25 protein-coding genes are annotated in these 21,674 nt (G+C 66.8%); 10 read left to right on the forward strand and 15 right to left on the reverse strand.

The window, feature by feature from the left end; all coding sequences use genetic code 11:
- Positions 1-4 precede the first annotated feature (4 nt).
- A complete protein-coding gene (locus tag ACFOYU_RS02570; protein WP_226737544.1) occupies positions 5-1,243 on the reverse strand; it encodes an aspartate kinase in 1,239 nt (412 codons plus the stop codon).
- Positions 1,244-1,388: 145 nt separating this feature from the next.
- On the opposite strand from ACFOYU_RS02570, the gene ubiG reads away from it, so the two are divergent.
- Entirely contained in the window at positions 1,389-2,132 is a 744-nt protein-coding gene (gene ubiG, locus ACFOYU_RS02575) for a bifunctional 2-polyprenyl-6-hydroxyphenol methylase/3-demethylubiquinol 3-O-methyltransferase UbiG (protein ID WP_226737542.1), read from the forward strand.
- Between the two features lie 4 nt (positions 2,133-2,136).
- Here the strand turns inward: ubiG and ACFOYU_RS02580 are convergent, their stop codons facing one another.
- The 7 genes from ACFOYU_RS02580 to ACFOYU_RS02610 form a co-directional block, all read right to left on the reverse strand.
- Complete coding sequence (locus ACFOYU_RS02580) at positions 2,137-2,655, reverse strand: metallophosphoesterase family protein (RefSeq protein ID WP_377032289.1); 519 nt, start codon at positions 2,653-2,655, stop codon at positions 2,137-2,139.
- A 64-nt stretch (positions 2,656-2,719) separates the two neighbouring features.
- Positions 2,720-3,247 (reverse strand): Spy/CpxP family protein refolding chaperone, encoded by a 528-nt coding sequence (locus ACFOYU_RS02585; protein WP_377032290.1) that lies wholly within the window; start codon positions 3,245-3,247, stop codon positions 2,720-2,722.
- A 59-nt stretch (positions 3,248-3,306) separates the two neighbouring features.
- Complete coding sequence (locus ACFOYU_RS02590) at positions 3,307-3,888, reverse strand: Crp/Fnr family transcriptional regulator (protein WP_377032291.1); 582 nt, start codon at positions 3,886-3,888, stop codon at positions 3,307-3,309.
- A 7-nt stretch (positions 3,889-3,895) separates the two neighbouring features.
- Entirely contained in the window at positions 3,896-4,339 is a 444-nt protein-coding gene (locus ACFOYU_RS02595; protein WP_226737534.1) for a DUF1178 family protein, read from the reverse strand.
- 50 nt (positions 4,340-4,389) lie between these two features.
- Entirely contained in the window at positions 4,390-5,256 is an 867-nt protein-coding gene (locus tag ACFOYU_RS02600) for a carbon-nitrogen hydrolase family protein (protein ID WP_377032292.1), read from the reverse strand.
- A 19-nt stretch (positions 5,257-5,275) separates the two neighbouring features.
- Positions 5,276-5,533 carry a glutaredoxin 3 gene (gene grxC, locus ACFOYU_RS02605; protein WP_226737530.1) on the reverse strand — a complete coding sequence of 86 codons (258 nt, stop codon included), beginning with the start codon at positions 5,531-5,533 and terminating at the stop codon, positions 5,276-5,278.
- Positions 5,534-5,579: 46 nt separating this feature from the next.
- On the reverse strand, positions 5,580-6,335 hold the full coding sequence (locus tag ACFOYU_RS02610) for a ComF family protein (RefSeq protein WP_377032489.1): 756 nt from the start codon (positions 6,333-6,335) through the stop codon (positions 5,580-5,582).
- A gap of 110 nt (positions 6,336-6,445) precedes the next feature.
- Between ACFOYU_RS02610 and ACFOYU_RS02615 the strand changes: the two genes are divergently transcribed.
- The 5 genes from ACFOYU_RS02615 (at position 6,446) to ACFOYU_RS02635 (ending at position 10,925) form a co-directional block, all read left to right on the forward strand.
- On the forward strand, positions 6,446-7,327 hold the full coding sequence (locus ACFOYU_RS02615; RefSeq protein ID WP_377032293.1) for a methyltransferase domain-containing protein: 882 nt from the start codon (positions 6,446-6,448) through the stop codon (positions 7,325-7,327).
- An 84-nt stretch (positions 7,328-7,411) separates the two neighbouring features.
- Positions 7,412-7,777, forward strand: coding sequence for a DUF427 domain-containing protein (locus ACFOYU_RS02620; RefSeq protein ID WP_226737526.1), 366 nt, complete (start codon positions 7,412-7,414; stop codon positions 7,775-7,777).
- Between the two features lie 148 nt (positions 7,778-7,925).
- The gene (locus ACFOYU_RS02625) at positions 7,926-9,239 is read left to right on the forward strand and encodes a calcium-binding protein (RefSeq protein WP_377032294.1); all 1,314 of its coding nucleotides are present in this window, start codon (positions 7,926-7,928) and stop codon (positions 9,237-9,239) included.
- A 94-nt stretch (positions 9,240-9,333) separates the two neighbouring features.
- The gene (locus ACFOYU_RS02630) at positions 9,334-10,482 is read left to right on the forward strand and encodes an iron-containing alcohol dehydrogenase (protein WP_377032295.1); all 1,149 of its coding nucleotides are present in this window, start codon (positions 9,334-9,336) and stop codon (positions 10,480-10,482) included.
- The gene (locus ACFOYU_RS02635; RefSeq protein WP_377032296.1) at positions 10,476-10,925 is read left to right on the forward strand and encodes an acyl-CoA thioesterase; all 450 of its coding nucleotides are present in this window, start codon (positions 10,476-10,478) and stop codon (positions 10,923-10,925) included. Before ACFOYU_RS02630 ends, ACFOYU_RS02635 begins: the two co-directional genes overlap by 7 nt.
- A gap of 193 nt (positions 10,926-11,118) precedes the next feature.
- On the opposite strand, the gene ACFOYU_RS02640 is transcribed toward ACFOYU_RS02635, so the two are convergent.
- The 3 genes from ACFOYU_RS02640 to ACFOYU_RS02650 form a co-directional block, all read right to left on the reverse strand.
- Entirely contained in the window at positions 11,119-12,126 is a 1,008-nt protein-coding gene (locus tag ACFOYU_RS02640; RefSeq protein WP_377032297.1) for a methyltransferase domain-containing protein, read from the reverse strand.
- Between the two features lie 203 nt (positions 12,127-12,329).
- Entirely contained in the window at positions 12,330-13,256 is a 927-nt protein-coding gene (locus tag ACFOYU_RS02645) for a DMT family transporter (RefSeq protein ID WP_377032298.1), read from the reverse strand.
- Between the two features lie 8 nt (positions 13,257-13,264).
- Positions 13,265-13,675: a (deoxy)nucleoside triphosphate pyrophosphohydrolase gene (locus ACFOYU_RS02650; protein WP_377032299.1), complete on the reverse strand. Its 411-nt coding sequence runs from the start codon at positions 13,673-13,675 to the stop codon at positions 13,265-13,267.
- Between the two features lie 229 nt (positions 13,676-13,904).
- Here ACFOYU_RS02650 and ACFOYU_RS02655 point away from each other — a divergent pair, with 229 nt between their 5' ends.
- A complete protein-coding gene (locus ACFOYU_RS02655; protein ID WP_377032300.1) occupies positions 13,905-14,282 on the forward strand; it encodes a hypothetical protein in 378 nt (125 codons plus the stop codon).
- A gap of 12 nt (positions 14,283-14,294) precedes the next feature.
- Here the strand turns inward: ACFOYU_RS02655 and argJ are convergent, their stop codons facing one another.
- Positions 14,295-15,536 carry a bifunctional glutamate N-acetyltransferase/amino-acid acetyltransferase ArgJ gene (gene argJ, locus ACFOYU_RS02660; RefSeq protein ID WP_377032301.1) on the reverse strand — a complete coding sequence of 414 codons (1,242 nt, stop codon included), beginning with the start codon at positions 15,534-15,536 and terminating at the stop codon, positions 14,295-14,297.
- A gap of 160 nt (positions 15,537-15,696) precedes the next feature.
- Between argJ and ACFOYU_RS02665 the strand changes: the two genes are divergently transcribed.
- On the forward strand, positions 15,697-15,912 hold the full coding sequence (locus tag ACFOYU_RS02665) for a hypothetical protein (protein WP_226737509.1): 216 nt from the start codon (positions 15,697-15,699) through the stop codon (positions 15,910-15,912).
- Between the two features lie 76 nt (positions 15,913-15,988).
- Here ACFOYU_RS02665 and ACFOYU_RS02670 read toward each other — a convergent pair whose 3' ends face one another.
- Positions 15,989-16,900 (reverse strand): peptidylprolyl isomerase, encoded by a 912-nt coding sequence (locus tag ACFOYU_RS02670; protein WP_226737507.1) that lies wholly within the window; start codon positions 16,898-16,900, stop codon positions 15,989-15,991.
- Positions 16,901-17,156: 256 nt separating this feature from the next.
- On the opposite strand from ACFOYU_RS02670, the gene secA reads away from it, so the two are divergent.
- The gene (secA, locus tag ACFOYU_RS02675; protein WP_377032302.1) at positions 17,157-19,970 is read left to right on the forward strand and encodes a preprotein translocase subunit SecA; all 2,814 of its coding nucleotides are present in this window, start codon (positions 17,157-17,159) and stop codon (positions 19,968-19,970) included.
- 72 nt (positions 19,971-20,042) lie between these two features.
- Here secA and ACFOYU_RS02680 read toward each other — a convergent pair whose 3' ends face one another.
- Entirely contained in the window at positions 20,043-20,324 is a 282-nt protein-coding gene (locus ACFOYU_RS02680; protein ID WP_377032490.1) for a YegP family protein, read from the reverse strand.
- Between the two features lie 153 nt (positions 20,325-20,477).
- Between ACFOYU_RS02680 and ACFOYU_RS02685 the strand changes: the two genes are divergently transcribed.
- Positions 20,478-20,879 carry a hypothetical protein gene (locus ACFOYU_RS02685; protein WP_377032303.1) on the forward strand — a complete coding sequence of 134 codons (402 nt, stop codon included), beginning with the start codon at positions 20,478-20,480 and terminating at the stop codon, positions 20,877-20,879.
- Between the two features lie 331 nt (positions 20,880-21,210).
- On the opposite strand, the gene ACFOYU_RS02690 is transcribed toward ACFOYU_RS02685, so the two are convergent.
- Complete coding sequence (locus ACFOYU_RS02690; RefSeq protein ID WP_226737499.1) at positions 21,211-21,594, reverse strand: helix-turn-helix domain-containing protein; 384 nt, start codon at positions 21,592-21,594, stop codon at positions 21,211-21,213.
- Positions 21,595-21,674: the final 80 nt, after the last annotated feature.

A 21,674-nucleotide genomic window follows, 5' to 3' on the forward strand; every position in this document is an offset into this window, starting at 1 on the left:
TCAATCAGGCTTGATCAAGGCCGTATAGCGAGTGGAGCGTGCGCACGGCAAGCTCCGTGTAGGCCGAGTCGATCAGAACCGAGAACTTGATCTCCGAGGTCGTGATGGCGCGGATGTTGATCCCCTTGTCGGCCAAGGCCTTGAAGGCCCTGGCGGCCACGCCCGCATGGCTTCTCATGCCGACGCCGATGGCCGAAACCTTCACCACGTCGGTGGCGCCCTGCAGGTCGCGGAACTGGATCTCGTCCTTGTGCTCGTTGAGCACCGCGCAGGCCCGCTCGTAGTCGGCGGCCGGGACCGTGAAGGTGATGTCCGTGGTGGTGTTGTTGTCCGACACGACCTGGATGATCATGTCCACGTTCACGTTGGCCTCGGCGAGCGGCACGAAGATCGAGGCGGCGATGCCGGGCTTGTCCGCGACGTTGCGTAACGTGATTTGGGCCTCGTCGCGCGAATAGGCGATGCCCGTCACAACCTGCTGTTCCATGATGTCTTCCTCGTCGCAGATGAGGGTGCCGAGCTTCGGATCGGCGGGGTCGTCGAAGCTGGAGCGCACATAGGTCGGCACCCGGTGCATCATGGCGAGCTCGACCGAGCGGACCTGAAGCACCTTGGCCCCGAGCGAGGCCATTTCCAGCATTTCCTCGTAGGAAACCTTGTCCAGGCGCCGGGCCTTGGACACGATTCGCGGATCGGTGGTGTAGACTCCGTCCACGTCCGTATAGATGTCGCAGCGCTCCGCCTGGATGGCGGCGGCCAGCGCCACGGCGCTGGTGTCCGAGCCGCCGCGCCCCAGGGTGGTCACCCGCTGGGTCGGCTGGTGCAGGCCCTGGAAGCCCGACACAACGGCGATTTCCCGCTCCTTGGTGAAGCCCTGGAGGATCCCGGTGCCGTCGATGGCGGCGATTCGCGCGGAGCCGTGGGCGTCGGAGGTCATGATCGGGATCTGCCAGCCCTGCCAGGAGCGGGCCTTCAGGCCCATTTCCTGAAGGGCGATCGCCAGAAGGCCCGAGGTGACCTGCTCGCCCGAGGCGACGACCACGTCGTATTCCTTCGAATCGTAGAGGGGCGACGCCTCCTTGACCCAGCCGACGAGCTCGTTCGTCTTGCCCGACATGGCGGAGACTACCACGGCCACGTCGTAACCGGCCTCGACCTCGCGTTTGACGTGCCGCGCCACATTGCGGATACGTTCAACCGTGGCGACGGATGTACCGCCGAACTTCATGACGAGACGGGGCATGAGCGAAAAGGCCGTGAGGAGAGGGAAAATTTGCCCCTTCGCGGCGCGAAAAGGCGCGTATACATGACGGCGAGGCTTCGCGCTGTCAACGCGCAGAATTGCATATGTCCTCTCGCTTTCGAGGGGGAGCCAAAGGAGTTTGCCGATGTCCGAGGGCGCATCGACCACCATCGACCCGGCCGAGGTCGCCCGCTTCGAGCGGATCGCCGAGACCTGGTGGGACCCGAAGGGGCCGATGCGGGTCCTCCACAAGTTCAACCCGGTCCGTCTGGCCTATGTGCGGGACGAGGCCTGCCGCCGGTTCGGGCGCGATCCCCGCTCGCCCCGGTCCCTGGAAGGGCTCACGATCCTCGACGTGGGCTGCGGCGGCGGCGTTCTGTCCGAGCCCCTGGCGCGCCTCGGCGCGCGGGTGACCGGCCTCGATCCCGCCCCGACCAACATCTCCGTGGCCCGGCTCCATGCGGAGCGCGCCGGCCTGGAGGTCGACTACCGGAACGAGACGGTGGAATCCGTGGTGGCCAAGGGAGAAGCCTTCGACATGGTGCTGGCCATGGAGGTGGTGGAGCACGTGGCCGACGTGCAGGCCTTCGTGGAGGCCTGTGCCCGGGCCGTGAAGCCGGGCGGGGCGCTCGCCATGGCGACGATCAACCGGACCCTGCGCTCCTTCGCCCTCGCCATCGTGGGCGCGGAATACGTGCTCGGCTGGCTGCCCAAGGGCACCCATGAATGGGACAAGTTCGTCACCCCGGACGAGCTGACCGCCGCCATCGAGAATGCGGGCTTCCGCGTCGCCGACACGACCGGCGTCGCCTACAACCCGCTGCGGGGCGACTGGTCCCTCTCGCGGGACATGGCGGTCAACTACATGCTGCTCGCGGCGCGGGACTGACGGCTCAGGAGGCCGTCTTCCGGCGGCGCTGGCGCGAGGCCAGGATCGTCCCGAGCGTGACGGGGCGGTAGTCGAAGGCGTCCACGCCCACGTCGTACTGGCGCGTCTGGGGCTTCAGCTTGGCGTGGGAGTGGCCGTGCAGGTCGATCCAGCCGCGGCCCATGTTCTTCCAGGTGCGGAAAGCGTAGTGGCACATCACCACCGCATGGCCGTCCACGTGCAGCTCCGCATAGGCCTGAACGCTGTCCCACCCCTTGGCGGCGAGCGTCGCCGGGCCGTCGTTGTTGCCGATGACGAGGTGCTTGCGCCCGTTCAGGAGCCCGAGCAGCTCCTCGATCCGCTCCGGGCGCACATGCAGGGCGAAATCGCCGAGGTGCCAGACCTCGTCGTCCGGCGAGACCGTCTCGTTCCAGCGGGCGATGAGCGCCGCGTCATGCTCCGGGATCGTCCCGAACGGTCGCTTGTCGATCCGCAGCACCCGGGGATCGCCGAAATGGGTGTCGCTGGTGAAGAAGAGGGTCATGAACGGATCCGGCGCAGCTTAACGGGCTGCGGCGAAACGGGGTTCGTCGCATGCCGGTTCCTGCCTAACGGGCGCTATACCCGCGGAGCCCGTTGTAGACAGCGGTCTGTTCGGGCGTGAGAATATTCCTGGTGGAGAGGTGGTATTCGAGGTGGGCGCCTCTCAGCTTTGCCTGCGTCGCGCCGATGGTGGCCATGGCGTCTTCGAGCGCGGCCGGCGTGATCGTGCCGCTGGAAAAGAGCCGGTCCAGGCTCCGTTCCTGCTCGATCAGGCGCGAGCCGATCCCGATCGTTTCGGCTTTCATGGCTGCATAAAGCTCCGCCACCCGGCTCTTCTGGGAGGGTGAGAGGCCGAGCGCGTCGGCATGTTCGAGCACATGGAGCGGACCTGGATAGCCATTCAGCTCGGCGGCGAGGGCAAGGCCCATGCCGCGCCCGTTCTCCAGGTCGGCGATCTGCTGGTCCGACAGGGCCTTGATCGGGCGCCGCTCGAAACCCGCATAGGGGGAATGCCCGCCTGGGTGACGATGCTGGGCGAGAGCAGGTGCGCCCGACGCCAGGACTGCGAGAACGGCAAAGGTATATCCGATCATGAAGCTCTCCGAAGAAAGCTCCTTTTACGCCCATCTCTCCCGCGGCCGTATGATCGCAATCATACGGCCTGAGGCTTCAGCAGGCGGATGGACGAGTGCGTGCGTGCGATGAGGCGCGCCTCTTCCAGATCGGCCAGTCCCCGGTAGACCGCCTCGCGGCTCAACCCCAGCTCGAAGGCGAGATCCTGGATCCGCGGCGGGAGGCGGACCGATCCGTCCGCTTCGGAGCGGGATTCGAGCAGCAGCAGGATCCGGTCGCGGGCCGAGCGCACACTGCGGAGCTCGAGCTGATGGCGTAGCCCCTGGAGCTGTCGCGCCATCGAAGCGAGAAGGGACGTGGCGCCCGTCGGGTCCCGCTCGACCCATTCCAGAACGGCCTGCTTCGGATAGCAGCGCACGACAGACGCCTCGATGGCGAGGGCGTCGCAGTGATAGCGCTCCGCGAACAGGGACGCCTCGGCGAAGAACTGGCCCGGATGCGAGGTGTGAAGGACGATTCTGCGGCCATCGAAGGTCGTGCGCTCCAGCCTGATCGCTCCGCTCTCGACCCGGAACATGCCCGTCGCAACATCGCCCTGCCGGAACAGGGTTTCACCGGTGGCGAGGTTTCGGGTCCGTGAAGCCGCGTCGTCCCCGATCATGGAAGCGCTAGTTCCGGTCGTCCGGCACGATGGGGAGGGGAAGCACCTGGATGCCTTCCTCGAGGAGCGAGCGCACGTCGGAGCCGTCGGCCTCGCCGTAGATCGACCGCTCCTCCGCCTCGCCGTAGTGGATCTTGCGCGCCTCCTCGGCGAAGCCCTTGCCGACGTTCTCCGCGTTCTGAATCACATGCTCGCGCATGGCGCGGATCATGGCGCGGATTTCCCGCTCCTTCTCCGAGAAGGCCGCGACGGGCTGCGGCTGCGAGGCGGGAGCCTCGGCCTTGTCCGTGCGGGCGATCCGCGGCGCCATGATCTGCTTCTCGACCTTGGCCGAGTCGCAATAGGGACAGGTCACGAAGCCGCGCTTGCGCTGCGTCTCGTACGCGTCGCTCGAGGGAAACCAGCTTTCGAATTCGTGAGCCTGATCGCAGGCCAGGGCATACTTGATCATGACCGGAAGATGGGGAGTTATGGCCTCGCTTTTCAACCCGGACGGACGGCCTAGGCCGATGCGGCCTGTCCGACCGGCGCCGGCGCCGGAACCGCCTCGACCCGGAACGGACGCGCGTTCTTGAGGGTCGGGATCCGGCCCCGCGCATCGGCCACGAGGCCCACATCGATCTCAGCGAGGATCACGCCCGGCTCGGTGCCGGCTTCCGCCAGCACGCGGCCCCAGGGATCGACGATGAGGGAGTGTCCGAAGGTCTCACGCCCGTCCTCGTGCAGGCCACCCTGCGCGGCCGAGATCATGAAGGAGCCCGTCTCGATGGCCCGCGACCGGTGCAGTACGTGCCAGTGGGCCTCGCCGGTCTGCTTCGTGAAGCAGGCGGGGGCCGACAGGAAGGACGCGCCGTTCTCGGCCAGCGCCCGGTAGAGCGCGGCGAAGCGCACATCGTAGCAGATGGTCATGCCGAGCCAGCCCCAGGGCGTCTCGGCCAGCACCGCCCGGTCGCCGCCGGTATAGGTGGCGGATTCGCGCCAGCTCTCGCCGTTCGGCAGGTCCACGTCGAAGAGGTGGACCTTGTCGTAGGAGGCGACGATCTCGCCGTCCGGGCCGATCAGGAAGGCGCGGTTGGCGATCTTGTCGCCGTTCTTGATCGCGTTCGAGCCGAGATGGACCACGATGCCCCGCTCCCGGGCCACCTCGCGCAGGGCCAGCAGCGTCGGGTCCTGCTCCTCCGGCCCGACCTTGTCGAACAGGGCCGCCCGCTCGCGCTCCACCAGGGAGGTCATCTCCGGCGTCTGGACGAAATGGGCGCCCTGGGAGGCCGCCTCGCGCACGAGGGCCACCGCGGCGTCGCGGTTCTTGAGGGGATCGCGCCCGGAACGCATCTGGACGCAGGCGGCGGTGAAGCGGGTTGGGGTCATCGGGTCCTCGAATCTCTCGTCAGGCCTGCAATAGCGGCTCGAGCTGGCCCTTGTCATCCAGGGCGTAGAGATCGTCGCAGCCGCCGACATGGCGGTCGCCGATGAAGATCTGCGGCACGCTGGTGCGGCCGCCCGCCCGCTGGACCATCTCGGCGCGCCGGTCGGGCTTCGCCTCGATGTCGATCTCGGTGAAGGCGGCGCCCTTCTCGTCGAGCAGCTTCTTGGCGGCGGCGCAATAGGGGCACCAGCTCTTCGTGTAGATCGTGATGTCGGGCATTCGAGCCTGTCTCCGTGAACCTTCGGGACTGAAGATATAGGAAGCTTCAGGCTTCTGTCACAACTCTGGCGAAGGCGAGAATGTCGACGGAGGCCGCGCCGCCGCGCAGCAGCGCCCGGGAGGCGGCGTTCGCGGTTGCGCCCGTGGTGAGCACGTCGTCGATCAGGAGCACCCGCCTGCCATGGAGCCGCGCCTTGGCCTCGGGCGGGACCCGGAAGGCGCCCTGCAGGTTCTCCTGCCGCTGCGCCTTGGTCAGCCCGACCTGGCGGCGCGTGCGCTTGACGCGGGCGAGGAGGAACGGGTCACAGGGCACGCCACTCTCCGACGACACGCGGGCAGCCAGCGCCATCGCCTGGTTGAACCGGCGCCGCCACAGGCGCCAGCGGTGGAGCGGGACCGGCACGATCGCGTCCGCCTCCGCCAGCAGCTCCGTCCCGGCGCGGGCCATCATGGTGCCCATGGCCGGCACCAGGTCCAGCCGGTCGTTGTATTTGAGCCGGTGGACGAGAAGGCTCGCGGTCCCGTCGTATTCGGCCACGGCCCGGGCCCGGCCGAAGACCGGCGGATCGGCGATGGCGGCGGGCGACAGGAGCGGCTGGCCGAGATCGACTGCGAAGGGCGTGCCCAGCCGCTCGCAATAGGGCCGCTCGATGAAGCGGATCCCGGCCCAGCAGGCGGCGCAGAGCGCATGGGCCTCGCCCGTGGCCGCCTGGCAGGCGATGCAGGTGGGCGGATAGAGGAGGGCGAGAGCCGACGCGCCCGCCCGGCGGAGGAAGGTTCGCAGCAGGCCCGGTTCGCGCATTCCCGTCATGGGCAGAGCTTAGCCATGGCGCCGGTCCTGCACATCTCTCTGCCCGGAGGGGCCGAAAGGCTCTTGGTTCTCAGGGCCTTTCACGCCATATCCAGCGCCTCATGAGCGCACCTCTCGTCTTCGACCGTCCCCTCGTCCGCCACCGCCTCGCCCGCGCGGTGAAGGCGGGCTATGCCGATTTCCTGCTCGCCCGCGCCGTCGAGGACCTGGAGGAGCGCCTGTCCACGGTGCTGCGGCCCTTCCCCCTGGCTCTCGACGTCGGAACGCCGACGCCTGCCGTCGCCGAGGCCCTGCGCCTCTCAGGCCGGGCCGAGGAGGTGGTCCGCGTGGCGCCGGTTCCGGAGCCCGGCAGCATCCTGGGCGACGAGGAGCGGTTGCCCGTCGCGGGCGAGCGCTTCGACCTCGCGGTGTCGCTTCTCGCCCTGCAGAGCGTGAACGATCTTCCGGGGGCTCTCGTGCAGATCCGCCGCGCCCTCAAGCCGGACGGGCTCTTCATCGGGGCGCTTCTCGGCGGCGCGACCCTGAACGAGCTGCGTCAGGCTTTCACCCAGGCGGAGGCCGAGCTGGAAGGGGGGGTGAGTCCCCGCGTGGCGCCTTTCGCCGACGTGCGCGACCTCGGCGGGCTCTTGCAGCGGGCTGGCTTCGCGCTCCCCGTGGCGGATTCGGAGGTGGTGCGGGTGCGCTACGGCGATCCCTTCGCGCTCATGCGGGACCTGCGCCGGATGGGGTTCACCAATTCGCTCAACGACCGCCGCCGGACGCCCCTGCGCCGCGCCACGCTCCTGCGGACGGCGCAGATCTACGCGGAGCGTTTCGCCGATCCGGACGGCCGGCTGCCCGCCACCTTCGAGATCATCTGGCTGTCCGGCTGGACTCCGCACGAGAGCCAGCAGAAACCCCTGCGGCCCGGCTCGGCCAAGATGCGCCTCGCCGATGCCCTCGGCGTTCCGGAGAACCCGACAGAGGTGCCGAAGAAGGACTGATGTATCGGGGGCTCCCGACACGCCTCTTGGGTTGCCGGCCCGCCGCGCTATTTGCGTTGCCGAGCCCATGAAGCAGGTGCCGCCATGAAAGAGCCCGGACCCGATCATCCGATCACCATCGAGAAGAACCCCCACCGCATCCGGGTCGTCCTCGGCGGTTTCATCGTGGCCGAGACGACGGAGGCCCTGACCCTCCGGGAGGCGACGCTTCCGCCGGTGCTCTACATCCCGCGCAAGGACGTGAGGATGGACCTGATGGATGCCACGGACCACCGGACCCATTGCCCCTACAAGGGAGACGCCTCCTACTTCACCGCGACGGCGGGCGGGCTCGTGCGGGAGAACGCGGCCTGGAGCTACGAGGAGCCGTTTCCCGCCGTCGGCGAGATCGCGGGCTACCTGGCCTTCTACCCCGAGAAGGTGGATGCCATCGAGGAGTTCCGGGACTAGGCGGTTCCTCCGAGAGATCGTGCGATCCGGGGGGCGGCGCAACGCTCTTCCCCGCTCCGGCGCGGGGCGGCCCCGCCTGCGGGAACTTAACCGCGCGGCGCCCGTTGCAGGTACCCCGGGACAGCCGGGACTAGCTTAGGAGACGGTCTTGCCGACGACCATCGCAATCGAATCGAAGCCCGTGACCCTGCGCGGCTTCTTCGTCACTCCCTATCAGCACCTCTATCTGGTGAAGACCGTCACGGACGATGCCGGGCGGGTTCTCGACGAGCGGGTCATCCGCGGCGACGCGGGCGGGGATTTCACGCTCGTGACCCAGGCCGACATTCCGCTCGCGCGGTCCGCCGACGCGCGCGGATCGGAGACGCCGGAGCAGCGCAATCGCACGGAGATCGACCTCGACGGGCGCGACCCCGAGGCCGTGTGGCAGCTCATGGTTCAGCACGCCGTGAACGTGGACAAGGCCGATCTCCTGTACGGGGTCGATTCCTTCGGGTTCAGCACCGGGGACGGCGCCAACAGCAACACCCTCGTGGCATCGGCATTGCACACGGTCGGCATCAATCTCGGCAGGAATCTGCCCGAGGGAGTCACCTTCGACGAAGTGCCGCTCTTCAACCGCCTCGACGAGATGTTCGTGAACGACACCCTCGTCGGCCATGAGGGGAGCGACCGCGTCTATGGCGGCGCCGGCCGGGATACGATCCGGGGCGACGACGGCAGGGATCGCCTCTATGGCGAGTCCGGGTCCGACCACCTGATCGGCGGGGGCGGCAACGACCTGCTCGACGGCTCGACCGGGGCCGATCGCATGGTGGGCGGCGCGGGCGACGACGTCTACCGCGTCGAGAACCGCCGGGATCGGGTCATCGAAACTGACACGAGCGCGGAAGGCGGGATCGACCGGATCGAGGCGAAGGTGAGCTTCAGCCTGTCAGGCTCCGACATGGCCGGCGTCGAGCAGCTCGCTCTGCGCACGGGGCGCGACCTGAGCGGCAGCGGCAACAGCCTCGACAACTACATGTCGGGAAGCTCCGGCGACAACAGGCTCGGCGGCGGCGGCGGAAACGATGTCCTGCGCGGCGGTAGCGGCAACGATATCCTGCGTGGCGGCAGCGGCGCCGACGTCCTCTCCGGGCAGAAGGGGCAAGACACCTTCCTGTACAAGTCCGCAGCGGAGAGTCTCGCCGGCGAGACGACCCGCGACCGCATCCTCGACTTCTCCTCCGCGGACGTGATCGACCTTCGCGACATCGACGCCAGTGTTCTTGCCGACGGCGATCAGGCCTTCACCTTTGTCGGCTCGGGCGGCTTCACCGGAGCCGGGCAGGTGCGGTTCGAGACGGACGCCTTTGGCAATACCGTCGTGCAGGCCGATGTGGACGGCAACCTGACGGCGGATTTCGAAATCCTGCTGCAGAACTACGACGCGAGCCTGACCCGGGACGACTTCCTGCTCTGACCGACAGGCGCCGAGGTCCGGCCCCGGCGCCTGTCCCCAGCTCCGGCCGGGACGAGACTTGTCGTCCCGGCCCGCGCGGGCCAATCTCGGTCCCATGTCCGCTTTTACCTTCAACACCACTCCCTCGGTCGTCTTCGGCCCCGGCAGCATCGCGCGCATCGGCGAGATCGCGGCGGCGCGCCTCGGAGCGCGCGTGGCCCTCGTCACCGATGCGGGGCTGGTGAAGGCGGGGCTGGTGACGCCCGCCCTGCAGGCCCTCGAGGCAGCCGGACTCGCGGTCGATGTGTTCGACGGCGTCGTGGCCGATCCGCCGGAGGCGGTCGTGCACGCGGCCGTGGCGCAGGCGCGGGGTTTCGGCGCCGATGGCGTCATCGGCTTCGGGGGCGGATCCTCCATCGACGTGGCCAAGCTCGTGGCGCTGCTCGCGAAGGGCGGCGAGGATCTCTCCGCTGTCTATGGCGTCGGCATCGCCAAAGGGCCGCGCCTCCCGCTCGTCGCCGTTCCCACCACCGCCGGCACGGGATCCGAGGTCACGCCGATCTCCATCGTCACCACCGGCTCGCACGAGAAGAAGGGCGTCGTCTCGCCGCTCATCATCCCGGATGTCGCGCTCCTCGATCCCGATCTCACCCTGGGCCTGCCGCCGCACGTCACCGCCGCGACCGGGATCGACGCCATGGTGCACGCCATCGAGGCCTACACGTCGCTGAGCCCCAACAACAATCCGGTCTCCCGGGCACTCGCCGCGGAAGCGCTGCGGCTGCTGGGCCGCAACATCGAGCGCGCGGTGCATCACGGCGACGACCGCGAGGCCCGGGGAGCCATGCTGATCGGCTCCATGCTGGCGGGCCAGGCCTTCGCCAACTCGCCCGTGGCGGCGGTTCACGCGCTGGCCTATCCCATCGGCGGTCATTTCGGCGTTCCGCACGGGCTGTCCAACGCCCTCGTGCTGCCGCACGTGATGCGCTTCAACGCGAGCGCCTGCGAACCTCTTTACGCGGAGCTGGCGCCCCACGCCTTTCCGGCCCTGGAAGGACGCGCCACCGGCGCCGCCTTCGCCGATGCCCTGGCCGAGCTCAGCGCCCGGCTCGGGCTTCAGCCGCGCCTGCGCGACGTGGGCATTCCCCAGGATGCGGTGCCGATGATGGCCGAGGACGCCATGCGCCAGACCCGGCTCCTGGTGAACAATCCGCGCCCGGTCGCGCTCGAAGACGCGCGCGCGATCTACGAAGCCGCATGGTAGGCCGCCCGATGCCGGAGAAGCCCAAGCGCCTGACCCGCGCCGCCTTCAGGCTCTATCGCCCCGTCGCGACCCGCTGGATGGACAACGACGCCTACGGGCACGTGAACAACGTCTATTACTATTCCTATTTCGACACGGCCGTGAACGGGTGGCTCCTCGAGCAGGGGCTGCTCGATTTCCGGAACAGTCCCGTCATCGGTCTCGTGGTCGAGACGGGCTGCACCTATTTCGAAAGCGTCGCCTTCCCCGATGCCCTGGAGGCGGGGATCTCCGTCGCGCATCTCGGACGCTCGTCCGTCCGCTACGAGATCGGAATCTTCAGGCAGTCGGCCGAGCAGGCGGCGGCGCAGGGGCATTTCGTCCATGTCTATGTCGACCGCGCGACCCAGCGGCCCGTGGAGATGCCGGCCGAGGTCCGGGCGGCGCTCGGCGCCCTGTCATGACACGTCGGCCGCAAGGGCTGCAGGACGATACTCCGCCCGAATCCGGCCCTCCGTCGGTTCAGCCGAAAGCGAGCATGACCGTGATCAGCGCCCCGAGGGCGACCACGCCGCCCGCGAAGCCTGCGACGGTCAGCGCGTTGTTGAAGTCTCTGCGATCCATGGGGCACCTCCTGGCGTTCGGCCGTGAACTCTCCTAACGCCGGGAAAAGCCGATGGTCTCAGCGTGACCATCGCGAAGGCGATAAGACGCAACGGTCGGGGCTGGGCCGGCCTTCCGGGAGATGATGAGGGAGTTGATGGTCGAGAGGATCTCGTCCGTCTTCCCGGCAAAACGGTCGTCGACCCGGAACGAGCGGCCGGCGATCATTTCATGGGCGCGGGGGTCGATCTCCGGCACGACCTTCAGGAGGCGGTGTCCCGCTGTACGGAACAGGTCGAGGAAATCGTCGTGCCTCAACCTGTTCATGTACATGTACCTGTTGCCGGCATAGTGCTCCCATGCCCGGTCCGAATACTGCAGGAAGTTGATGGCCGGGATGCTCTGGTCGACGTGCCAGAAATGATCGCTGTAATCGATGCAGTGAACGAACAGGCCGCTTCGCTTAACGATCCTGTTGCCCTCCTTCAGGATGTCCCTTAGCACGTCTTCCGGAATGTGCTCCAGCGTCGTGTACGACATGTGAAAATCGACCGAACCGTCCTGCAGATCGGTCCTCGCCGCGTCTCCGGGCGCAACGTACTCGATCCGGCACAGGGCGAGGAACGCCTCGATCTCGAACCGGCCTCTCTTCGAGAACCGCACCAGGGCGTCAAGGCGCTCCGGACACAGCAGATTGCCGAAGATGCCCCTGACTTGATCCTGATTGTTGGAAATATACGCGAGGTGCTCCTTCACGATCTCGCCCTTCAGGTAAGGGTTCAGATCGACCGTGACGATCCGCCTCGCGCCCATCAGCCAGAATGCCAGTGGGGCAACGGGTGTGCGCCCCGTACCCACTTCGAAGAAGACCTTGCCCTTGGGATCGTGTCCAAGGCTTTGGATGTTCTGCCAGATATGAACGCCTGCGTGCAGGCGGCTCAGTGGATCTGACTGCCTGAGCTCCCCGAAATGCCTTTGCATCCAATAATATAGATGAAATGAAACCGAATGCGGGAGAGTGCTGATCGCATTCTGGATACTTGCCTTGAATTTCCAATGCATGATTTTTTCCCTCACGGCGAACGTTTGTTCTTCCGCCTCGTCCTTCATTGCGGGACGGCAAGGCGCCGATTCGTTCGAGGGTGGTTCGCGGGCTTCAGTGTACGCCGTGCCGCCGCGATTGGCCGTTCCTCAACGGGGGTAGGGGAACCCCCATTCGGTGGATGGCCGCAATTGCTTTCGGGAATCCTGGGGGCGGGCGGCGCTCACCGCATGGGCCGGAGCCGTCCGCTGAACGACACAAGGGCGACGCCGGTGAGCACCACCGCTCCGCCGATCATCTCGCGCACGCCGATGGTCTCTCCCAGAAAGAGCACGGCGAGGGTGGCGGTCCAGACCGGCTGGAGATAGCCGACCATCGAGGCTCTCGTCGGACCGGCGCGGCGGATGAGGCGCATGAAGAGCAGGATCGGCAGCGCCGTCGAAACGATCCCCAGGGCCACGAGCGGGGCCGCGCTCGGCGGCACGGCCGCGAAGGCGGACGGACCCGCGATGGCGAGCGCCAGCACCGTGGCGGGGAGGCCGGAACAGATCTGCTGCCCGAGAGCGAGACGCGCGGGATCCGCATGCCGGATCGAACGGACATAGAGGTTCGCGGTGGCATAGCTGAGCGCGGTCGCCACCATGGCCAGCGCGCCCCAGGGGCTGAGGCCGCTGTCGGGCAGGGCGGCGGGGCCGATGAGGATGCCCATGCCGGCAAGGCCCACGAGGACCCCGGCGAGGCGCCTGGCGGTCAGCCGCTCGTCGGCGAAGAGCAGGTGCGCCAGCACCGCGACGATGAGCGGCCCGGAAGCCTGGATCATGGCCGCGGGGGCGGTGCCGATCTGCGTCAGCGCAAAGGCCACGAGGACGTTCGGCACCCAGCCGTTGAGGGCGCCGAGAATCGCCCAGTGGCGCCATTCGCCGCGTTCGGGGCGGATGCTCCTGGCCTGCACCGCGAACCAGGAGGCGAGGGCGGACGCGCCCAGCAGCCCGCGCGTGGCGGCGAGCACGAAGGGATTCACCTCGCCGCTCAGCTTGATGAACAGAAAGGAGGTGGACCACAGCATCGAGCAGGCGATGAGGTTCGCCACGAGGAAGACCGGGGTCGGGGCCGAGGGAAGCGCGGCGGCTTCCCCCTTCGCGGCGGACATGAGGGCTCTCACACCAGGAGGTCGAGGAGGAACGGGATCAGGGGCTCGTCCGCGGGCGGCATCGGATACTGGCGCAGCTCCTGCGGCCTCACCCATTTCAGGGCCTGGCCCTCCAGGGACTGCACGAAGCCGTCCCAGCGGCGGCACACGTAGAGGGGCATCAGGAGATGGAAGCTCTCATAGGCATGGCTCGCGAAGGTGAGGGGGGCCAGGCACGGCTCCTTCACCGCGATCCCGAGCTCCTCGCGCAGCTCGCGGATGAGGGTCTCCTCCGGCCGCTCGCCGGGCTCCACCTTGCCGCCGGGAAACTCCCACAGGCCGGCGAGCTGCTTCCCCTCGGGGCGCTGGGCCAGGAGGATGCGGTTGTCCTGGTCGACGAGGGCGACGGCGACGACGAGGGTGAGCTTGAGAGGGGGCACAGGGGTGAATCCACGAACGGGCCGGTTGTGACGGGAAGCCTATAGACGGCTTTGGAGCCGGCGCGAACCCATGCTCCGGAGATTTGCGCAGCCGATCCAGGTGCTCCGGCACACATGGCGGAAGCCGGGAGCGACGGGAAGCAGCGCCGCCTCCTTGCCAAGCTGTCTAACGATATGTTGTAACATAAAGAGTTTCGTGGATGAAGCCCCACGACAGCAGGAGGGTATCATGAGGAAGCTCGAACTCGTCAGCGGGCTGGCGGCGGCCGCATTTTTGTTCTTCACCGGCTCGGCCTCGGCGCAGAACTGCTCCGGCGCACCCATCTACTTCAATGGCAGCATTGCGGCGGTGGAGGGCGAGCTGACCGTGAAATCGGGCAAGGGCTGCACCTTCAACATCAACAACATCCCGGGCGCCATCAGCGAAACGGTGATCACGCAGAAGCCCAGGGTCGGGAAGGCGGGCGTGCAGGGCTTGACGCCCTATTACGTGGCCAAGCCCGGCTATACGGGCTCTGACGAGTTCTCCTACACGTTCCTCGGAATGGACCAGTATGGCGGCACGATGCGCGTGACGTTCAAGCAGAAGATCACGGTCGTCCCGTAACGCCCGGCCGGATCAGCTCCGGTAATCGCCGTTGATCTCCACATAGGCCTTGGTGAGGTCGCAGGTCCAGGCCGTGGCCTCGCCGCGGCCGAGGCCGAGATCGACCCGGATGGTGATCTCGTCGCCCTTCATGTAGGCGGAGGTCTTCGCCTCGTCGTAATCGGGGTCGCGGGCACCCTTCAGGGCGACCCGGATGTCGCCGAACCAGATGGCGAGCTTGTCGCGCTCGGCCGGCTCGCCGGCCTTGCCGACCGCCATGACGACGCGGCCCCAATTGGCGTCCTCGCCGGCGACCGCGGTCTTCACCAGGGGCGAATTGGCGATGGCCATGGCGATGCGCTTGGCGGAGCTGGCGCCCGTGGCGCCCGTCACCTTGACGGTCACGAACTTGCGCGCGCCCTCGCCGTCGCGGGCGACCTGCTGGGCGAGGTCGCAGAGAAGGCTTTCGAGAGCCCCCCGGAACTCCTTCAGGCGCCGGTCGCTCGGCAGCGAGATCGCGGGCGCGCCCCGCTGGGCCGCCGCGCCCGTGGCGAAGAAGAGAAGGGTGTCGGAGGTGGAGGTGTCGCTGTCCACTGTCACGCAGTTGAAGCTCTTGTCGGCGCCCTTCTTCAGGAGGGCCTGCAGCACCGGCGCCGCGATGGGCGCATCGGTGAAGATGAAGGACAGCATGGTGGCCATGTCGGGGGCGATCATGCCGGCGCCCTTGGCGATGCCGTTGATGGTGACCTCGACCCCGCCGATGGTGGCCGTGCGGGTCGCCACCTTCGGGAAGGTGTCGGTGGTCATGATGGCCTTCGCGGCATCGACCCAGGCGGTGGGCTTGGCCTTCTTCTCGCAGGCCTGGAGCACGCCCTCGAACTTGGTCGCGTCGAGGGGCTCGCCGATGACCCCGGTCGAGGCGATGAAGACCTGGGACGCCCGGCAGCCGGCGGCCTCCGCCGCGAGATCGGCCGTCAGCTTCACGGCCTCGGCGCCCTTCTTGCCCGTGAAGGCGTTGGCATTGCCCGAGTTCACCACCAGGGCCCGCGCGGTGCCCTTCGCCAGGTTCTTGCGGCACCAATCCACCGGGGCGGAGGGGCATTTGGAGCGGGTGAACACCCCGGCCACCGCCGTGTCCTTGGCGAGCGCCACATAGAGCACGTCGGTTCGGTTCTTGTATCGGATGCCGGCCTCCGCGGTCGCGATCCTGACGCCTTCGATGGCGGGCAGCGTCGGATGGGACTTGGGCGCGAGGGGGGAGACGGTCTTGGACATGGGGAACTCGAAAGAGCGGGTCGGAATGCCGGACGGGCCTCGCGACCTGTGGTTTTTTAAGGCTTTTTGTCAAGCCCGCGCTTGATCGGGAATGGCCGGCCGGACGGAACGGGGCCGGTGCCCTGCCGTTGACCCCTCAAACCAACGACGGAGCCTTCCCATGACGAGCAACAAGCATCCCAAGACGAAGCCCGAAGAGCGCCCGCGCAACGACCTCGACGTCGATCCCGGCATCGGACGCTCGAAGGGCTCCTACATGACCGGCGAGGATCCCCGCAATCTCGACGGCGACTCGACCTTCGAGGGCGACGTGAAGAACGAGACGAACCGGGAAGGCGGTGTCGATCCGGGCAAGATGGGCCGGACGAACAAGTAATTCTGCCGGCGCCCCATCGCGGCCAAAACAAAAGGGCAGCTTGCGCTGCCCTTTCCGTTTTTCTTTCCGCTGACGCTTACTGCTGCTGCGGCTTCTGCTCGACCAGGTTGCCCTTGTCGTCGAGGCGCTCGACCTTGGCGTCCTTGCGCAGGCCCATGATCAGGTCCTGCTGCGCCTTGCGCTCGAGATAGGCGTTCACCTGGTCCTTCATCTCCTCGAAGGACGGCACGGGCTTGGTGCGCTTCTCCTCGACCTTGATCACGTGCCAGCCGAACTGGGACTTGACCGGCTCGGAGACCTGGCCGGGCTCCAGCTTGAAGGCGGCTTCCGCGAAGGGCTCGACCATGCGGTCCTTGGTGAAGAAGCCGAGATCGCCGCCGTCGGTCTTGGAGCCGGGGTCCTTGGAGAGCTCGGCCGCGACCTTCGCGAAGTCCTCGCCGCCCTTCACGCGCGCGGCGGCCTTCTTGGCCTCCTCCTCGGATTCCACGAGGATGTGGCGGGCGCGCACCTCCTCCTCCGGGGTGACGTTCTTGGCCGTCTCGTCGTAGAGCTTGCGGGCGGCTTCCGGGGTCACCGCCTTCTGGGCCTCCTGCTCCAGGTACTGGTCCAGCAGGGCCTTGTCCCGGTTGTAGGCGAGCTTGCGGGCGAACTCGGCGCTGTCGCCGACCTTGGCCGCCTCGGCCGCCTTGGCGCCGAGCTTGAGGTCGATCAGGTAGCCGGTCAGGAGCTCGCGCTTCTGGGCCTCCGGAACGTTGGGGAGCTGAAGCGCCGGGTCGGCGGCGGCGACCGCGAGGTCCCCTTCCGTGATCTCGATGCCGTTCACCCGGGCGATCACCTTGCTGGGATCGGCGGGGGTTGCCGCAGGGGCGGCGGGAGCGGCAGGCGCGGCGGGTGCGGTGCCGGTCTGGGCGAAGGCCGCGCCGGCAGCCATCGGCAGGGCGACCCCGAGGGCGAGGAGGCTTTTCCGGACTTGGGTAGAAACTGACATATCTGATCCTCTGGTGAGCTTTTCTGACCGCTCACGTAGCGCGGCGATCGTTGGCCGAATGTGTTTACGTTTGCAAGGGATGGCATATTTATGTCACAGCATCCCCCGCTCGCGAGGCCTTGATCGAGGCCAAGCTTGTGGAAGCCGGGCTGCGCCACTCGGGCACAGCCTTTAAGATGCGTGTTGGCATAATTAAGTCTATAAGGCGGCTCAAATCGCCCGCTTGTCCAGAATCCTGAAAGTCTGAAGGCCCCCGATGTTCGGTTCTCTCGCGAAGAAAATCTTTGGCTCGGTCAACGATCGACGGCTGAAGTCCTACCGGCCGAAGGTGGCGGCCATCAATGCGATGGAGGCCGAGCTCGAAGCCCTCTCGGACGACCAGCTCCGCGCACGGACGGAGGAGTTCAAGGCTCAGCTCGCCCAGGGCAAGGCCCTGGACGACATCCTGGTGCCGGCCTTCGCCACCGTCCGCGAGGCCGCCAAGCGCACCCTCGGCCAGCGCCACTTCGACGTGCAGCTCATCGGCGGCATGGTGCTCCACGAGGGGTCCATCGCCGAAATGCGCACCGGCGAGGGCAAGACCCTGGTCGCCACGCTCCCGGTCTATCTCAACGCCCTGGCCGGCAAGGGCGTCCACGTGGTCACGGTGAACGACTACCTCGCCCGCCGCGACTCCGAGTGGATGGGCCAGATCTACCGCTTCCTCGGCCTCTCGGTCGGCGTGATAGTCCACGGGCTCGACGATTCCGAGCGCGCGGCGGCTTACGCTGCGGACATCACCTACGGCACCAACAACGAATACGGCTTCGACTATCTGCGCGACAACATGAAGTACGAGATGGCGCAGATGGTCCAGCGGGGCCACAACTTCGCCATCGTGGACGAGGTGGACTCGATCCTCATCGACGAGGCGCGCACGCCGCTCATCATCTCCGGCCCCCTCGACGACCGCTCCGACCTCTACAACGCCATCGACAAGGTTATCCCGCGCCTCGACAAGAGCGATTACGAGGTGGACGAGAAGCAGCGCTCCGTCGCCCTGACCGAGGACGGCACCGGGAAGATCGAGGAGCTTCTGCGCGTCGAGGGCCTCCTGAAGGAGGGCGACCTCTACGACGCCCAGAACGCGACCCTGGTCCACCACATGAACCAGGCTCTGCGTGCCCACACCCTGTTCCAGCGCGACAAGGACTACATCGTCCGCAACGGCGAGGTGGTCATCATCGACGAGTTCACCGGCCGCATGATGCCGGGCCGCCGTTATTCCGAAGGCCTTCACCAGGCGCTGGAGGCGAAGGAGCACGTCCAGGTCCAGCCGGAGAACCAGACGCTGGCCTCGATCACGTTCCAGAACTATTTCCGCCTCTACGACAAGCTCGGCGGCATGACCGGCACGGCCGCCACGGAGGCCGACGAATTTCTCGAGATCTACAACCTCGAAGTGGTCGAGATCCCGACGAACCGTCCGGTCTCCCGCATCGACGACAGCGACGAGGTCTATCGGACGGCCGAGGAGCGCTACCGCGCGGTCATCCGCGACATCGAGGCCGCCTCCAGCCGGGGCCAGCCGATTCTGGTCGGCACCACCTCCATCGAGAAGTCGGAATATCTGGCCGATCTCCTCGTAAAGGACGGCTACACGCTGATCGACTTCGACAATCCGCTTGCGCTGGAGCCCCTCTACAAGGCCGCACGGGAAGGCAAGGGCACCAAGCACTTCGCGGTGCTCAACGCCCGCTTCCACGAGCAGGAGGCCTTCATCGTGGCCCAGGCCGGCGTGCCGGGCGCGATCACCATCGCCACCAACATGGCCGGCCGCGGCACCGACATCCAGCTCGGCGGTAACGCCCAGATGCGCATCGAGCGCGAGCTCGTAGGCGTCGAGGGCGAGGAGCGGGCGCGGCGCGAGAAGGAGATCGTCGCTGAAATCGCCTCCTTCAAGGAGAAGGCGCTCGCCGCCGGCGGCCTCTACGTGCTCGGCACCGAGCGTCACGAGTCCCGGCGCATCGACAACCAGCTGCGCGGCCGCTCCGGCCGCCAGGGCGACCCGGGCCGCTCCAAGTTCTACCTGTCGCTCCAGGACGACCTGATGCGCATCTTCGGCTCCGACCGCATGGACGGCATGCTGCAGAAGCTCGGCCTCAAGGAGGACGAGGCCATCATCCACCCGTGGATCAACAAGGCCATCGAGCGGGCGCAGGCGAAGGTCGAGGCGCGCAACTTCGACATCCGCAAGAACATCCTGAAATACGACAACGTCATGAACGACCAGCGCAAGGTCGTGTTCGAGCAGCGCAAGGAGTTCATGGCGGAAGAGAGCGTGCGCGAGACCATCGACGACATGCGCCACGGGGTCATCGAGGACATCGTGGCCCGCGCCATCCCCGAGAACGCCTATGCGGAGCAGTGGCACGTCGCCGGTCTGAAGGAGAGCGTGGCCAACCTCCTCAACCTCGATCTGCCGATCGAGGACTGGGCGAAGGAGGAGGGCATCGCCGACGAGGAGATCCGCGAGCGCATCCAGAAGGCGGCCGACGAGGCCTATGCCAAGCGCATCGAGGAGAACACGCCCGACGTGATGAACTACGTCGAGAAGCAGGTTCTCCTGCAGAGCCTCGACCATCTCTGGCGCGAGCACCTCGTGACCCTCGACCACCTGCGTCAGGTCATCGGCTGGCGCGGCCTCGCCCAGCGCGATCCGCTCAACGAGTACAAGTCGGAGGCCTTCGAGCTCTTCAACAACCTGGTCGGCCATCTGCGCGAGCAGGTGACGGGCCAGCTCATGCGCATCCAGGTGGTGTTCCAGCAGCCCGAGCCCGCGCCGCTGCCGCCCATGTTCGCCCAGCACCTCGATCCCGCCACCGGCGAGAACGAGTTCGACATGCCGCAGGGCTCCGCCTTCGGGGCCGGCTCGGCCCTGGGCTTCGCCGCGGCGACCGCTCCCACGGCGCCGACGGAATCCCGCGACCCGAACGACCCCAACACCTGGGGCCGCGTCGGCCGCAACGAACCCTGCCCCTGCGGCTCCGGCAAGAAGTTCAAGCACTGCCACGGCCAGTTCGTGGCCTAAGGTTTTGGACGAGACGGATAAGGAAAAGCCCGGCCTGGTGCCGGGCTTTTTTTGGTTTATTAAATTCGCAAATCAGTTGTAATAATAAACAGGATGATCTTTTGAGTTTTTGATCAGCTCAATACTACGTTCACAGTCGTTGCGACTCTTATAGCTCTCGCTACTGCGGGCAATTTCTTCACCGTTTCTGGCATAATAGATCCAGTACCAGTTTCCACTCGCGTCTTTCCGTTGAATGTAGCAAGGATAAGTAACGTCAGCCATAGAACGCCTCTTATTGATAAGCGGCTCTGGGTTTTCAGAATGTGCAGCCGCGGTTGTGGCGTGATCTAAATACAATCGAAGGTTATACATGGTCAAGCTGCTATCGTGAGTGGTGATGGTGCAGCTTGCATCGTGACATTGCTCCCCCGCCTCCCCCCGTGCTAGCACTCCCCCAGGAGCCGAGACACGCGGCTCCGGGGCTTAAGAACCCTTGTCCGAAGCGGCTTTGCATCGGCCGCAACGATGCCTTCCCACCTCACGGTCGGGGAGGTGCTGTCGTATGTCCAGGGTGAAAACCTAAAGGGCAGTGCGGCCGACTTCGGACGGCTTCTTAACTCCCCGGCCACCAGGGAACTCCTGGTGGTCGCTTCACTGGAAGGGAAGCCGCCCATGATCTTCGGGTTCTTCAGACGTAAACCCAAGCCGCCGCTCACCGAGGCCGCGCGCCTTGCCGAGGAGGCCGTCAGGCTCGTCTATCGCTACTGGCACGACCGGCGCTACAGCCCGAGCGAGGCCGATCTGCAGGCGTTTCAAGACCTGCAAATGCGCCTCTTCCGCAGCGCCGCCACAGCCAGACGCATCGCCATCCGCATGGAGCGGCGCCTGCACGGCGAGCCGGAGAGCAACGCAGCGCCATCCGCATGAGCTTTGAACCGAGGCCGAGACCGGTGGGAGAGAGGCCGGACCGCAGGTCCGTGTGAGAGGATGGGTCGTTTCCGGATGAGGCGGTGTTCAGCGCAACGGTCTTCCCTCCCCCTTGTGGGGAGGGCCAGGGTGGGGGTGTGAGCGATAGCCTATGAAGGTGTGGCGCCCACACCCCCACCTCCAACTCCTCCCCATAAGGGGGAGGAGAGCCGGACGGCGCGTCCGAGGTCCGTGGGGAGGAGAGTGCGTGCTGCGCTGGTGCGTGCCTTCGGTCGGACCGATCCTCATCCCGCCTCCGAGCAGGAGCGAGGGTGAGCAGAAAATCCCGTGCCTACTCCGCTGCCTGCGGCAGCTGACGGGCGTCGTAGGCGGCGCGGGCGGCGGCGACGCGGTCGTGGTTGGCGATCGCCCAGGAGCCGAGGGTGCGCAGGGGCACGAGGAGCTCGCGGCCGAGATCGGTGAGCTCGTATTCGACCTTAGGCGGGACCGTGGGATAGACCGTGCGGGTCACGTAGCCGTCGCGCTCCAGGCCGCGCAGGGTCACGGTGAGCATCTTCTGCGAGATGCCGTCCACGGCGCGCTTGATGTCCATGAACCGCTTCCGGCCCCCGCCCAGGAGCACGATGATGAGAATGCTCCACTTGTCGCCCACCAGGGCGATGACGTCGTTCACCAGCCGGCATTGCAGCGGGACGTAGGTATCGCTCGGTTTCATCCAGGTGCCTCGGTGACAAAAAAGTGCCGTCTTGCGCAAGAGACCACACTCTCTCATGTAAAGCCAGTCACTTTTTGATA

Origin of the sequence: Microvirga sp. GCM10011540, from assembly GCF_042650665.1 — a bacterium.
Lineage (GTDB): Bacteria > Pseudomonadota > Alphaproteobacteria > Rhizobiales > Beijerinckiaceae > Microvirga > Microvirga lenta.

Bases quoted from the DNA above. Each gene is read 5' to 3' on its own strand.
- ACFOYU_RS02665 (WP_226737509.1), top strand. From the start codon at position 15,697: ATGACGAGCAACAAGCATCCCAAGACGAAGCCCGAAGAGCGCCCGCGC.
- ACFOYU_RS02620 (WP_226737526.1), top strand. From the start codon at position 7,412: ATGAAAGAGCCCGGACCCGATCATCCGATCACCATCGAGAAGAACCCC.
- ACFOYU_RS02610 (WP_377032489.1), bottom strand. From the start codon at position 6,335: ATGCGCGAACCGGGCCTGCTGCGAACCTTCCTCCGCCGGGCGGGCGCG.
- ACFOYU_RS02685 (WP_377032303.1), top strand. From the start codon at position 20,478: ATGCCTTCCCACCTCACGGTCGGGGAGGTGCTGTCGTATGTCCAGGGT.
- ACFOYU_RS02680 (WP_377032490.1), bottom strand. From the start codon at position 20,324: ATGTATAACCTTCGATTGTATTTAGATCACGCCACAACCGCGGCTGCA.
- ACFOYU_RS02595 (WP_226737534.1), bottom strand. From the start codon at position 4,339: ATGATCAAGTATGCCCTGGCCTGCGATCAGGCTCACGAATTCGAAAGC.
- ACFOYU_RS02580 (WP_377032289.1), bottom strand. From the start codon at position 2,655: ATGACCCTCTTCTTCACCAGCGACACCCATTTCGGCGATCCCCGGGTG.
- ACFOYU_RS02655 (WP_377032300.1), top strand. From the start codon at position 13,905: ATGAGGAAGCTCGAACTCGTCAGCGGGCTGGCGGCGGCCGCATTTTTG.
- ACFOYU_RS02590 (WP_377032291.1), bottom strand. From the start codon at position 3,888: ATGATCGGGGACGACGCGGCTTCACGGACCCGAAACCTCGCCACCGGT.
- ACFOYU_RS02645 (WP_377032298.1), bottom strand. From the start codon at position 13,256: ATGTCCGCCGCGAAGGGGGAAGCCGCCGCGCTTCCCTCGGCCCCGACC.
- argJ (WP_377032301.1), bottom strand. From the start codon at position 15,536: ATGTCCAAGACCGTCTCCCCCCTCGCGCCCAAGTCCCATCCGACGCTG.
- ACFOYU_RS02600 (WP_377032292.1), bottom strand. From the start codon at position 5,256: ATGACCCCAACCCGCTTCACCGCCGCCTGCGTCCAGATGCGTTCCGGG.
- ACFOYU_RS02690 (WP_226737499.1), bottom strand. From the start codon at position 21,594: ATGAAACCGAGCGATACCTACGTCCCGCTGCAATGCCGGCTGGTGAAC.
- ACFOYU_RS02670 (WP_226737507.1), bottom strand. From the start codon at position 16,900: ATGTCAGTTTCTACCCAAGTCCGGAAAAGCCTCCTCGCCCTCGGGGTC.
- ACFOYU_RS02635 (WP_377032296.1), top strand. From the start codon at position 10,476: ATGGTAGGCCGCCCGATGCCGGAGAAGCCCAAGCGCCTGACCCGCGCC.
- ubiG (WP_226737542.1), top strand. From the start codon at position 1,389: ATGTCCGAGGGCGCATCGACCACCATCGACCCGGCCGAGGTCGCCCGC.
- ACFOYU_RS02615 (WP_377032293.1), top strand. From the start codon at position 6,446: ATGAGCGCACCTCTCGTCTTCGACCGTCCCCTCGTCCGCCACCGCCTC.
- ACFOYU_RS02570 (WP_226737544.1), bottom strand. From the start codon at position 1,243: ATGCCCCGTCTCGTCATGAAGTTCGGCGGTACATCCGTCGCCACGGTT.
- ACFOYU_RS02585 (WP_377032290.1), bottom strand. From the start codon at position 3,247: ATGATCGGATATACCTTTGCCGTTCTCGCAGTCCTGGCGTCGGGCGCA.
- ACFOYU_RS02640 (WP_377032297.1), bottom strand. From the start codon at position 12,126: ATGCATTGGAAATTCAAGGCAAGTATCCAGAATGCGATCAGCACTCTC.
- secA (WP_377032302.1), top strand. From the start codon at position 17,157: ATGTTCGGTTCTCTCGCGAAGAAAATCTTTGGCTCGGTCAACGATCGA.
- ACFOYU_RS02630 (WP_377032295.1), top strand. From the start codon at position 9,334: ATGTCCGCTTTTACCTTCAACACCACTCCCTCGGTCGTCTTCGGCCCC.
- grxC (WP_226737530.1), bottom strand. From the start codon at position 5,533: ATGCCCGACATCACGATCTACACGAAGAGCTGGTGCCCCTATTGCGCC.